The sequence below is a fragment of the Brevibacillus centrosporus genome, assembly GCF_003710815.1.
Classification (GTDB): Bacteria; Bacillota; Bacilli; order Brevibacillales; family Brevibacillaceae; genus Brevibacillus; species Brevibacillus centrosporus.
Genome location: NZ_RHHP01000037.1, coordinates 25,606 through 38,129, shown reverse-complemented (window position 1 = coordinate 38,129; position 12,524 = coordinate 25,606). Strand labels below are relative to the sequence as shown.

Genomic DNA, 12,524 nt, shown 5'->3' with positions numbered 1-12,524 from the left:
AGAATTATACAAGGAGCCCCTATTAAATGCTACAAAATTCTAATAATTTTTAACATTTTATTTATTCATCACCAGGCAGCAGCACACTTTGGTGGGAGAGACTTTCTCACTTCTGCCCTCCCACCTTTCCCCAAATAAAAAATGGAGGACGGTTCGCCTCCATTTCCATTCCTTGCTCTCCATTTGTGTATTCCTTATGCCCAGTTAGCAACCGCTTCGATTTCTACCTTTGCCCCTTTTGGCAGTTTGGACACTTCCACCACAGCTCTGGCAGGGATTGCTCCCTCCTGAAAGAAGGACGCATATATTTTGTTGATCCCGTCAAAGCAATCCATATCGGTGACGTAGATCGTCGTTTTCACGAGATTTTCAAAGCTAAGGTCTGCTTCTTTTAAAATCGCACCAACGTTTTTCAGAGATTGCTCGGTCTGCTCGTAAATGTCCTGAGATACCATTTCATTGGTCTTGGGATCGATGGGAAGCTGTCCGGATATGTACAAGAACGCCCCCCTTGCCGCGACTGCCTGTACGTATGGACCTACTGCCTTTGGTGCTTCCGTGGTTGCTATTCTTTTCATCAGAATGGCTCCTTTTCTTCCTACCGTTTTATTCACATCACACTGGACATTTGATTTTCCTTTGGCTGTGCCGGTTTCTGGTAAAAGGATCGCAATGTCGGGGAGAAAATCAGCATCAAGACTACGAGAATGACAAAGCTGCCGCCTGTTGTCAGCATGTTCATCTTGGGTGGGATCATCTGGCTTAGGGATCCGTACAAGAAGTTGCCGAATGCCATCGCGCCGGAAGCAAGGATGAAGTTGACACTCGCCACCCGTCCGCGGTATTCGTCGCTCGTCCTCTGCAAGAGAAAGGACAGGTTGATTGCCATGAAAACGGCCTGGGAAGCTCCTACTGTGAGACCGACGATAAACGCAAGCACAGGCGTATAGGTGAAGCCGAGAGCAAACAGCGAGAGTCCGCTTGCCACTGCCATCGTCAAGTAGAGGATTCCCTGTCCCCGTGGTGTCGAAATGGAAGCGGTGCTCAAGTTTCCAATAATCGCTCCAAGCCCGATCAGCATCATGAGCGTACCGTAGATCCCACCGTCTGCTGCCAAGTCATCGCGAATGAACTGCGGCAAAAGCGACGTATAGGCCATCGTCAGCAGACAGTGCAGCCCGACCATGACAATCAAAAGATTCAATATGGGTGTCTGGCGAATATAGCGGATGCCCTCCAGAATCGGGTGAAACAAATTACCGGACAGAGGTGCGGCACTGTAGGTGCGAATCGCTGGACGAAACGAAATCGCCTGGGACTGCACACATGCCGCTGTGTACAACAAAAAGCACAAGGTAAAAACAGCTGCCGGCCCTACCCACACGAGCAGCGGACTGGCTAATGCGGATCCCAGGAAACCCGCTCCATGCTGCACACTTCCTTGCAGGGCAGTGGCATTAAACAGCGATTGTTTCGGGATCAGATCCGGCATGATCGCGTTGGTGCAAGTCATTTGCAGGTTGAAGAAAACACCCAAGAAAAACGCGCTGGTAATGACGACAAACGGGTTGATGACTCCTAGTCCACTCAGGATCGCCAAGCACCCGGTATTGCAGGCATTGCACAAGAGAGCAATCGACAGCAGCCTTTTCCGATCAAAGCGGTCAACCATCACACCAATGACAGGCCCGAACAGGACTCCTGGGATCATGGTGGCAAATACAGCTGCTCCAACGAGCGCAGTCGAATGGGAGAGCGAAAAAATCAGCCAGCTGGCGGCGACGGTAAACGCGTATTGACCGGAATTGGCCATCGCTGTACTCAGCCACAAAAAACGGAAATCGCGAATCCCCAGCGAAGCAAACATTTTAGGAGTTGTCATCTCGCATCCCCTTTAGGGCCTATTCATCGTACGCCACGAGTGCATTGATGCTATGTGCGAGCGCTGCCCCCGCTTTCAACGCGGTTGCAACCAGAATGGTCTCTGCCAGCTCTTCTTTTGTCATTCCCAATTTTTTCGCCTTTTTGGTATGCGCATCGATGCAGTACGCACATCCTGTGACATGTGCGACAGCAACTGCAATGCATTCTTTCTCTTTTTCACCTAATTTCCCCGCCTTCATCGCTTGGCTGGAAAACTGTACATACGCCCGGAACAGCTCTGCGTTTTCTTTGCGGAACTCATTGTAGTGCGTCATGCTTGCCAGTGTGTAAAGATCGTCCTCGCCCGTTTCGTCGTAGGATGCAAGGGCATTGGCTCCATGGGCCATCGCCGAGCCTGCCTTCAGCGCCGTTGCGACCAAAATCGCCTCTGCCATCTCTTCCTTCGTCGCTTCCAGGCGCTTACCTTTTTTGACGTGAGCATCAATGCAATACGGGCAGCCGGTTACGTGTGCGACTGCCACAGCAATCAGCTCTTTCAGCTTGACGGGCAGCACTCCCTCCGCCATCGCCTGTTGATTAAAGGTGTTGAATGCCTGAAACGTGGTCGGTGCCAATTTTCCTAACTCTGCGAGTCTGCGACTGTTCGAACGTTTGTACAAGCTATCGTTGCTCATGAGTATTCCTCCACTCCTCTTTTTAATTGGCGACACTTCGGCAGCTGCTTACCGCCTTCGCAATTCGCTCCAGTCCTTCTTCGATCAACGAACGCGGGCAGGCCATATTCAACCGGATAAACTGCTCTCCACCCGGACCGAAGACATGCCCCTGATTCACGGCTACCTTCGCCTGCTTCCCCATAAATTCCTGAAGGCCTTTTGTGTCCATGCCCAGCTCTCGGCAGTCCAGCCAGACGAGGTAGGTGCCTTCCGGTTGAATCACCTTGATTCCTTTGATATGGGTCTCGATATACTCCGTTAAAAAGTCGAGGTTGCCCTGCAAATACACGAGCAGCTGATCCAGCCATTCGTCGCCATGCCGGTACGCCGCCTCAGTCGCGACGACCCCGAACGTATTGGTCATTCTCAGTACCAGCGTGCTCATCATTTTTTGGAAAGCTTCGCGATACTCTTGATTCGGGATAATGATGTTGGAGGTTTGCATGCCTGCCATGTTAAAGGTTTTGCTCGGAGCTGTGCAGATGATGCTGTTTTGGGCAAACTCCTCGGAAATAGCTGCAAACGGGATGTGCTTGTGCCCTTTCAATATCAGGTCGCCATGAATCTCGTCAGAAATGACCATGACGTTATTTTCGAGGCAAATATTCCCGAGCTCCGTCAGCTCCTCCTTCGTCCACACTCTACCACCAGGATTGTGCGGGTTGCACAGGATGAGCAGTTTGACGCTCGGGTCCATCTTCTGGCGCAGATCCTCGAAATCCATAAAATAGCGTCCCTCTTCGTATTTCAGAGGATTGTGGACGACCTCCCGTCCGTTATCGGCGACCACGCTGGTAAACGGATGGTAGACAGGCGGCTGGATGATGACCTTGTCTCCCGGCTGGGTAAAGACTTGAACCAGATAGCTCAAGGCGGGCACTACGCCCGGACAGTGACAAATCCATTCCTTTTGCACGGACCATTGATGTCTTCTCTCCATCCATCCGATCACGGCCTCATAGTAGCTCTCCGGCCTTTCCGTGTAGCCGAAAATCCCGTGCTCTACGCGCGCTCTCAGGGCATCTGTGACCGGAGCCGGAACTTGAAAATCCATGTCGGCCACCCAAAGCGGCAGAAGATCTTTATCGCCAAAAATCCGATCTACTTCGTCCCATTTGACCGAGGCGGTATTCAATCGATTGATTACTTTGTCAAAATCGTAGCGCATTCGGCGCCCTCCTCTTTTCTACTCCGCTTTTCTACGAAAGGTTACGAACAGCCCCGCGAACAAAACAAGAACCATACCGCTAGCTACCCATCCTGCAACCGACCCACTTCCAAAAGTACTCGCAAAGAACGCGGCTAAAGATGCTGCATCATGAATACAAGTGGGCATGCGTGATCACCTCCTTTAATAATAATTTATTTCCATGATAAAATATTATCAAACAATAGTCAATCAACCTTTTTAAATTTTCAGACACTTACGAAAACGACCCTTTTCCAGCCAGTGAACTTCCTCTCCTTACTCCATGCGGATGGATGTTTCTCTGATCTAGTTAGGGTCCCTGCGATCCTGTCTGGCTGTCGCTTTACTGATCAATTTTACTGTTGTACCTGTACACCGTCGCTTCGGATGTCTTCAGATGCTTGGCGACCTCAGCAACAGCGCCTTTGATTAAAAATACACCCTTTTCAGACAAGCGTTGTACGACTCTCATCTTCTCTTCGGGCGACATTCTGTCTGGTGGAACCTCTACCTCAGAAAGCGTTTTCATGATGATCGAAGTAGTAAGATCTTCAATCGAGGTGTGCAGATCTTCAATCGGTTTCACAACCGCATCCAGACACTTCCCTTCCAGATTTAAACCGCCAGGAGCCGCGATACTTACCCCTTGAATCAGTTCCTCCAGATGATTTCGCGTCTCTACCAGCGAGCTGACATCCATATTGATGCAAAGCATACCAGCTACATTGCCCGACTCGTCCTTAATGAAAAACGTGGAAGAACGGACTACCTTGCCATCCTTTGTCTTACCGGAGTAGTTGATCAGAAAGTCTTTTTCCAGATACGATTTTTCCTTCAGAATTTGCAAAGCCAAATCCGTCAAAGACCCTCCGACTTTCCTGCTGCTTACATGACTGTTTTTGATCGCTACAATGGAGCTTTCAATATTGCTGACATCATGAAGAACTACTTCGCAATGGCTCCCTAGCACACTTCCCAAAAATTCTACCAGGGGCACGTAGTTGCTGAGCTTTGATTCCAAACCTTTCACCTCGTGAGAATAATTTATTTCAATAATAATTTGTTTTCTATGTGAGGTCAATCATCCTGCCTTTTCAAGCAAAGGAAAGGAAGCCCCCAGTTGCATACCGAGGGCAGCTAGGTGTATGCCTTCTACATGGCGAAGTGACAGGAAACCCAATGTCCCTTGCCCACTTCTTTTAGCTCTGGTATCTCGGACTTGCAGCGTTCTGTCGCCGCAGGACAACGCGTCCGAAAACGGCAGCCCGAAGGAGGATTGGCAGGAGAGGGAATCTCCCCTTCCAGCTTGATCGAGCTCCGCCTCCTCTCCGGGTTCGGCACAGGAATCGCGGAGAGGAGTGCTTTTGTGTACGGATGCGTGGGGTGAGTGAACAGCTCGTCGGTCGGAGCTACCTCCACGAGCTTTCCTAAGTACATCACTCCGATTCGGTCGGAGATATGCCGGACAACATCGAGACCGTGGGCAATAAACAGGTAGGTCAGGCCCAGCTTGCTCTGCAGGTCGCAAAGCAAATTAATGACCTGCGATTGAACAGAGACGTCCAGCGCCGACACGGCTTCGTCGCCCACAATGAATTTGGGCTGTAAGGCAATGGCTCGGGCGATACCGATTCTTTGGCGCTGTCCCCCTGAGAATTCATGAGGGTAGCGCTTATACCAGGCCGGGTCCAGACCAACCCACTCCAGCAGCTCCTGCACGCGATATTTCAGGTCTTGCCCTTGCAAAGAGCCATGTGCGCGCAGCGGTTCCTCGATAATATCGCCGATTGTCCAGCGTGGATTCAGCGAGCCATACGGGTCCTGAAAAATAATTTGCATCTCTCTGCGCGCCTCACGCATCTCCTTCCCATTCATCTGAAATAGATCGCGGTCTTCAAATAAAACGCGCCCGCTTGTCGCCTGTTGCAGGCGAAGCAAGGTACGGCCGAGGGTGGTCTTGCCGCAGCCCGATTCCCCGACAAGCCCAAAGGTCTCTCCTTGGAAAATTTGAAAAGTCACGCCATCGACCGCCTTGATTTGCCCGGTTACGCGGTTCAGGATTCCTTTTTTAATCGGGAAGTACTTCTTCAAATCCTGGACGTCGATCAGCACTTTTCTGTTAGGATCCTCTTGAGTACCTGCCTCCGCTCGTTGTTTCTCTCCGCTTGCCGGCTTTGCCTGAAAGAGAAGCCCGTCTTTGTCTCTTTCCGCGATTTCCTTTGCATGCCAGCAGGCTACCTGCCGCCCGTCCAGCTCTGCCAGCATGGGCTCGTGGGACTCGCAATGCAGGGTTGCATGCGGACAGCGAGGCTGGAAGCGACAGCCAGAGGGAAGATTCGTCAGGCTGGGAATCGTCCCCTTGATGGAGTGCAATCTGCCTCCTCTTTCTACATCAATAGAAGGAATCGATTGCAGCAAGCCCTGGGTATACGGATGATAGGGCTGCTCAAACAGCTGATGGACAGTGGCTTGCTCCACGACCCTCCCTGTGTACATCACGATGATCCGGTCTGCCATTTCCGCCGCTACTCCCAAATCATGCGTTATCAACAAAATGGACATTTGAAACTCGTCTTTTAGCTCCCGCAGCAGGTCGAGTATTTGCGATTGAATCGTGACATCCAGCGCCGTCGTCGGTTCATCCGCAATCAGCAGCTCAGGATTGCACGCCAAGGCGATGGCAATCATGGCTCTTTGGCGCATGCCGCCCGACAGCTCGTGCGGATACTGGTTCATCCGAATCTTTGGCTCAGGAATCCCGACGCGCTGGAGCAAATAGACGGCACGCTTCCAGGCGTCCTCCTTGCTCACGGGCTCATGGCGGAGAATGACCTCCATAATCTGAAAGCCAATCGTGAAAACCGGGTCCAGGGCTGTCATTGGCTCCTGAAAAATCATCGCAATCTTCTTCCCGCGTATTTTGCGGATTTCCTCTTGCTGCATTTGTGCGATATCCTGCTGGGCAAACCGTATCGTGCCGTCCGCGATTTGCCCGTTTGCGTGCTCGATCAGACGCATAATCGACAGCGAAGTGATGGTCTTACCGCTCCCCGATTCGCCTACCAGACAGACGATTTCTCCTTTTTTGATGTGAAAGGATACTTCGTTTATCGCGGTCAACAAGCCGGTTTTCGTCATAAAGTCAACAGTCAGGTCCCTCACATCTAAAAGTTCTTCCACGCGGCTTCTTCCTTTCCGAAAAGATCAGATCGAACGACCGGCTTTTACATGCATTCATCTCTTATGGCTGATTTTAGGGTCAAAGATGTCCCGCAGCTCATCCCCAATCAAGTTGACCGACAGAACGAGGAGCGTGATCGCTAGCCCCGGAAAAGTCGCAATCCACCACGCTACGGTGAGATAGTCCCGACCATCGGAGAGAAGCTGCCCCCAGCCTGGAATTTCTCCTTGCGAGCCCAGACCAAGAAAGCTCAGACCGGAGCTGACCAGAATGGAAACTCCTACTCCTACTGTCCCTACAACCAGCAGCGGAGAGAGGGAGTTCGGAAGAATATGCCGGAACAAAATGTGGGTGTGAGAAGTCCCTACTGCCTGTGCTGCATCGATAAATGTACGGCTTTTGACGCTGAGTACCTGACTGCGCATAATGCGGGCATAACTCGGCACAGATGAAATACTGACGGCTATGATAACATTCATCGTACTGGGGCCCAGAACAGCTGCAATCGTCAATGCCAGCAATATACCCGGGAGCGTCATCAGAATGTCAATGAAACGCATGAGCAGCATTTCGGTCACTCCGCCTGCGTACCCCGCAATCAATCCGATGGCTCCCCCAATCACGGCCCCAACCAAAACGGATGCGATCCCGACAATGAGCGATTCGCGGCTGCCGTAGACAACCAGACTGAAGACGTCTCTGCCATAATGATCGGTTCCGAACAAATGCTGGATGCCAGGTCCCTGCAGGAGAGCGGTACTGTCCATTTCAGTCGGTGTCGAAGTAGCGATCAAACTGGGAAAGATGGCACAAAGAACCGTGAATGCCACGACCATGCTGGCAAAAATGACAGGCAGCTTTTTGACGTAGCTGAGTTTAGGGGCATGCCTGACCTTTGTCTTTTGTACGGTGCCTTTTACGGACGCAGGGGTGATTTGAGAAGACACGTTCCTTCCTCCCTTCTCATGAAATAGGACTGCCTTACAGCTGGGCAAAATCAGGAACGGTTCCTGCTCGCATGACCCAATCGACATTCCATAGGTCCGAAATATTGCTGAGGGGATTGCCGTCGACTGCGATGATGTCTGCTCGCATTCCCGGCGCAAGCGTTCCCACCGTTTGATCGATCCCACAGGCTTCAGCTGCGACGATCGTTGCGCTTTCGATGATCTCCTCGTTGGAGAGGCCCACCATCTGAAGGGCTTCCAGTCCTCCGACGTACTTGTCATGCGGAACCAGATTGATTCCCGCATCTGTCCCCGCGATAAATTTCATCCCCAACGCCTTCATCCGACTGATGTTTTGCAAACGTTCCTCCAGCCATTGACCGCTCATTCTTCCCCACCCCACATTAGTCGTCAAGCAGATGTGAATTCCTTTTTCCACGATTTTCTCTGCCGCTTCCTCCGAGTAGTCGTAGCCACTGGAAGTGACCCACGAACAGTGCTCGATCGTATCAACGCCGACATCGACAGCATCCTTGATCCCTACCGCTCCATGGGCATGGACGGCAATTTTTTTGTCCAGCCGATGTGATTCATACGTAGCGGTTTCCAGCTCTTTGCGATCAAACTGGTTGTACCAGGGCGCTGAACCTTTCGTCATGAACCCGCCTGTATGCATGATCTTGATGAAATCTGCGCCTGCTTTCACATGATCGCGAACGGCTCTCTTGACCGCTACGGTATCGTCGCATTCGCAGCCCATAAACCAGCAGTGCCCACCGGTGCTGGTGATGGGACGATTGCTTACAAGCAGGTTTGGACCGACAGCTGTTCCTTCCTCGATCGCCTCTTTCACGACCAGGTCCAGGAAGCTTCTCGCTCCCATTTCCCTGGCAGTCGTTACTCCAGAGCGCAGGAGCAGCCTCGCATTGTACAGCATGAGCACCAGAAGCTGTTCGTCGGTACTTTTTTTCATACGTGTCACGGGATCTGCACTCCCGTCGAATCCCAGATGGACGTGACAGTCAATCATTCCAGGCATCAGTGTCCGTTCGCCGAAATCGATCACCTTCACATTGGGATCGATATGTGCGCCTACGACATCTGCTGACCCTACGGACACGATTGACTCCCCATCTACCAATACAGCACCATTCTTGATGACTTCCCCTTTTCTTCCGCTGAGAACGCGTTCTGCTTTCAACAAATATTTCATGGATGGCTCATCTCCCTAATTGGATGTTCGGACTCTCGGATCAATCACCGAGTAGGAAACATCGACGAGAATATTGACGACGACGTAGACGATTGCCGTAAACAGTACCGCTCCTTCCACGGTGGGAAAGTCTTTGTTCATGATGGCATCGACGATCAACCGCCCCAACCCTTGTCTGGCAAAAACCGTTTCGATAATCACCGCTCCTGCGAGCAGCTCACCGATTTGCACGCCAACCATCGTGACGGCAGGAATCAGTGCATTTCGCAAAGCATGCTGGTACATGACGATCCTCTCTGACAGCCCCTTCGAGCGCAGTGTCATAATGAACTGTTCATTGATGACCTCCAGCATACTGTTGCGGACCATCCGGACAATAAAGCCTGCGCCCACCAAGCCGAGGGCACAAGCAGGGAGCACCAGCCTGCTGAAGCCGCCTGATCCGGTCGCGGGAAACCAGTTCAGGTGGACGGAGAATATGAGTATCAATAAGATCCCTGACCAGAAAGTAGGCATCGAAATCCCCAGTAAACTGATGATCCGAATGACAAAGTCTGCCCAGCCATTTCGATGAATGGCGGAGATGACCCCCAGTACCGCTCCCAGTACGACGGCAATTAATGTGCTCGCCAAGGTCAGCATCAGGGTAGAGACGAACTGCTCTCCAATCATCCCCATCACAGGCTCACTTCTGACAAAGGATTGCCCAAAGTTCCCAGTGGCGATATGTCCCAAAAACGTGAAGTATTGCATGATTAATGGCTGATCCAGTCCGAATTGCTGGCGCAGGTTGTTCATCGTCTCCTCGTCTGCCGGAGCACCCGCGAGCATGAGCGCGATCGGGTCGCCAGGCAGGAGGCGGAGAATGAAAAACACCAGTGTAGCTACACCGAATAGGACCGGGATGGCAGCGAGAATCCTCCGCACTAGAAAACCAATCATGGAAACCGCCTCCTACTTCTCCTCCTGCGTGGTTCTACTATTGTGTTTTCGCGACATCGTAGAACAAGGGGTACGCGCGCGAGTCAAACTGAATGCCTGTGAATTCCTTTTGCGCCGCAACGGTATAAGGAAATACATAAGTTGGCAGGGTCAATGCATTTTCGATCAGATACTCCTGTACTTTGGCGTAAATGTCAGAGCGAACCTTCAGATCCGTACTCTTTAAGCCGTCCATTAATAGCTGGTCGATTTCCTGGTTTTCCAAGTGTCCGAGATTAAAGGCGAATTTTTGGGGAGTAGGTGTGTTGATAGAGTGGTAAATGGAGCGCAAGACATCTGGGTCTCCCTGTACGAGACTTGTCCCAGTCATGTCATACTGCCCATTCATGATAGCACTGACGACGGCGTTGGTCGCTTGGAGATCGATTTTTACGGAGATTCCTATTTGCTTGAGCTGCTGCTGCATCATCGTACCGATATCATGGCGTTTTTCCCGGTTTGGCGTTCCAATCAGATAGTTCATCACCAGTGGCTGACCGTTTTTCATCCGGGTGCCGTTCGCATCCCGCTCGGTCCAGCCAGCCTCGTCGAGCAGCTGATTTGCTTTTGCCGTATCAGGCTTCCAGGAGTTTTCTACCTTTGGATCATAGCCTGCAGTGGAAGGTGTCAATGGCCCCCATGCCCTTTGGTAGGTGCCCATGTACAAGGTTTTTACGATGGTGTCCATGTCGATCGCCAGCATGACTGCTGTACGTACCTTGACATCATCCCACGGCTGTTTGGTTGTATTGAGCATAAGCGTGTAGGGGGAGCCAGGCGATTGAGCTTCTAGCATCTGGATGTTGCTGTCGTTCTTGAAAGCAACAATGTTTTGCGGAGGAATGGTTTCCGCTGCGGCGATCTGACCGCTTTGTACAGAGCCGACTCTCGTGGAATCCTCAGGGATGATGCGGTAGATCAATTTGTCCAGGTAGGCTGCCCCTGTGTGGCCTGCGGTTTCGGGAGCCCAGTTGTAATCAGGATTTTTATTTAAGGCGATCTCACTCTTCTGGATCCATTTCTCAAAAACAAAGGGTCCTGTTCCTACTGGGTTTTGTCCAAACTTGTCACCGAACTTCTTCACGGCAGTCGGAGATGCCATTCCTAAAAATGCCTGGCTCAATGCTTCCATGAATGGCGCATGAGGCTGTTTGAAATTTACGCGGATGGTGTACTCGTCAATCACTTCCGAGGAATCATAGGGGCCGATCAGGGAGACGGCAAAGCGTGATTTTGTCTTTGGATCTACGATGCGATCAAAATTGAATTTCACAGCTTCCGCATTAAAGGGAGTTCCATCGTGGAATTTTACATCTTTTCGCAGGTGAAACGTAAACTGCTTGGCGTCAGGGCTGATCTCCCACGAGGTAGCCAGCCACGGCTTAAAGCTGTGATCGGCTGTCTCTACCACGAGGCTGTCAAATATCTGGCGGAACACCCGGTAGCCGGCAGCGCTCGGCTCTACACCAGGGTCTAAAACAGTGGGCTCACTAGCAAGACCGAAAATAAATTCTCCGCCGCTTGCCTTTGCCTCCGTACCGGGCGTACCTGATGCTGGGGCAGGCGCAGCGCTCTCCTTTCCACAGCCGGCCAAGAGAGAAGTCACGAGCAAAAGCGAGCAGACTACCTGTTTCGTTCGGGTCAATCGCATATTCTGTATGCCCCCTTAGACTAGACCTTTTCACACGAATGAGAAGAAATTCTTCGCACGGCACGACAGTCGCTAAGACTTGCTACAGGTGATCACCCCGCTATTTCTATGTAATTTTCGTTTCTCTCCACTGATTTGATAATGATTTATTATCATGATAAATTATGTTTATATACTAGTCAATATATTCTTAATATTTTGTTTATTTAGTCTTTTCCTATACCCCATAGAAAACTTGCTGGCTAATAAAAAAGACCAAATGCGAATCTGCGCATTTGATCCTGCCTAGCCTAGCCCATCAAAGCTTCAACTTCATCCCTTCATGAGTCGCCTGAAAGCCTAAGCGTTCATAAAAGCGATGGGCATCCTCTCTCTTTTTATCTGTTGTCAGCTGAACAAGGTGGCATCCACGCGCTTTTGCACGATCGATGGCCCATCCAATGAGCTGGCTGCCGATTCCTCTGCCTCTTACCGACGATGCTGTCCGCACTCCTTCTATCGTAGCTCTCCAGCTCCCCTGGTGCGTCAAATAAGGAGTAAACGTAATCTGCTGCACCCCCACAATTTCTTCCCCGAGGCAAGCAACCACTAACTCGTTATTTTGGTCGGAGCTGATCGCTTCAAAGGCCTTTACATAGCTTTCCGGAAGAGGCGTTTCGTAGCGCTCCCTCGTTTTTCCGAGCTCATCGTCGGCCAGCATTTGTACAATTTGATCCAAATCGTTTGCAGTGGCGATTCTAAAGGTAACCATACCAGCCCTCC

At 51.2% G+C, this 12,524-nt stretch carries 11 protein-coding genes; all 11 read right to left on the bottom strand.

The features are described 5' to 3' along the window. Positions 1-194 precede the first annotated feature (194 nt). The 11 genes from EDM55_RS24335 to EDM55_RS24285 all read right to left on the bottom strand — a co-directional run bounded on the left by EDM55_RS24335 (position 195) and on the right by EDM55_RS24285 (position 12,513). Positions 195-578 (bottom strand): Rid family detoxifying hydrolase, encoded by a 384-nt coding sequence (locus tag EDM55_RS24335; RefSeq protein ID WP_092267272.1) that lies wholly within the window; start codon positions 576-578, stop codon positions 195-197. A gap of 32 nt (positions 579-610) precedes the next feature. Further along, positions 611-1,882: an MFS transporter gene (locus EDM55_RS24330; RefSeq protein ID WP_122961581.1), complete on the bottom strand. Its 1,272-nt coding sequence runs from the start codon at positions 1,880-1,882 to the stop codon at positions 611-613. A 19-nt stretch (positions 1,883-1,901) separates the two neighbouring features. Beyond that, positions 1,902-2,558, bottom strand: a complete 657-nt coding sequence (locus EDM55_RS24325) for a carboxymuconolactone decarboxylase family protein (RefSeq protein WP_122961580.1) — start codon at positions 2,556-2,558, stop codon at positions 1,902-1,904. A 22-nt stretch (positions 2,559-2,580) separates the two neighbouring features. Further along, entirely contained in the window at positions 2,581-3,768 is a 1,188-nt protein-coding gene (locus EDM55_RS24320; RefSeq protein WP_092267277.1) for a MalY/PatB family protein, read from the bottom strand. Positions 3,769-4,132: 364 nt separating this feature from the next. Continuing rightward, positions 4,133-4,819 carry a helix-turn-helix transcriptional regulator gene (locus EDM55_RS24315; protein WP_092267494.1) on the bottom strand — a complete coding sequence of 229 codons (687 nt, stop codon included), beginning with the start codon at positions 4,817-4,819 and terminating at the stop codon, positions 4,133-4,135. A 122-nt stretch (positions 4,820-4,941) separates the two neighbouring features. After that, the gene (locus tag EDM55_RS24310; RefSeq protein ID WP_122961579.1) at positions 4,942-6,969 is read right to left on the bottom strand and encodes a dipeptide ABC transporter ATP-binding protein; all 2,028 of its coding nucleotides are present in this window, start codon (positions 6,967-6,969) and stop codon (positions 4,942-4,944) included. Between the two features lie 54 nt (positions 6,970-7,023). Beyond that, on the bottom strand, positions 7,024-7,917 hold the full coding sequence (locus EDM55_RS24305; protein ID WP_246070840.1) for an ABC transporter permease: 894 nt from the start codon (positions 7,915-7,917) through the stop codon (positions 7,024-7,026). 34 nt (positions 7,918-7,951) lie between these two features. Continuing rightward, positions 7,952-9,130 carry an amidohydrolase family protein gene (locus EDM55_RS24300; RefSeq protein WP_122961577.1) on the bottom strand — a complete coding sequence of 393 codons (1,179 nt, stop codon included), beginning with the start codon at positions 9,128-9,130 and terminating at the stop codon, positions 7,952-7,954. 15 nt (positions 9,131-9,145) lie between these two features. Further along, positions 9,146-10,072, bottom strand: coding sequence for an ABC transporter permease (locus EDM55_RS24295; protein WP_122961576.1), 927 nt, complete (start codon positions 10,070-10,072; stop codon positions 9,146-9,148). Positions 10,073-10,109: 37 nt separating this feature from the next. Then, positions 10,110-11,762, bottom strand: coding sequence for an ABC transporter substrate-binding protein (locus EDM55_RS24290; protein ID WP_122961575.1), 1,653 nt, complete (start codon positions 11,760-11,762; stop codon positions 10,110-10,112). Between the two features lie 298 nt (positions 11,763-12,060). After that, positions 12,061-12,513: a GNAT family N-acetyltransferase gene (locus EDM55_RS24285; RefSeq protein ID WP_092267287.1), complete on the bottom strand. Its 453-nt coding sequence runs from the start codon at positions 12,511-12,513 to the stop codon at positions 12,061-12,063. Positions 12,514-12,524 lie beyond the last annotated feature (11 nt).

Coding starts and splice junctions, on each gene's coding strand:
- EDM55_RS24335 (WP_092267272.1), bottom strand. CDS start 578: ATGAAAAGAATAGCAACCACGGAAGCACCAAAGGCAGTAGGTCCATAC.
- EDM55_RS24330 (WP_122961581.1), bottom strand. CDS start 1,882: ATGACAACTCCTAAAATGTTTGCTTCGCTGGGGATTCGCGATTTCCGT.
- EDM55_RS24325 (WP_122961580.1), bottom strand. CDS start 2,558: ATGAGCAACGATAGCTTGTACAAACGTTCGAACAGTCGCAGACTCGCA.
- EDM55_RS24320 (WP_092267277.1), bottom strand. CDS start 3,768: ATGCGCTACGATTTTGACAAAGTAATCAATCGATTGAATACCGCCTCG.
- EDM55_RS24300 (WP_122961577.1), bottom strand. CDS start 9,130: ATGAAATATTTGTTGAAAGCAGAACGCGTTCTCAGCGGAAGAAAAGGG.
- EDM55_RS24295 (WP_122961576.1), bottom strand. CDS start 10,072: ATGATTGGTTTTCTAGTGCGGAGGATTCTCGCTGCCATCCCGGTCCTA.
- EDM55_RS24290 (WP_122961575.1), bottom strand. CDS start 11,762: ATGCGATTGACCCGAACGAAACAGGTAGTCTGCTCGCTTTTGCTCGTG.
- EDM55_RS24285 (WP_092267287.1), bottom strand. CDS start 12,513: ATGGTTACCTTTAGAATCGCCACTGCAAACGATTTGGATCAAATTGTA.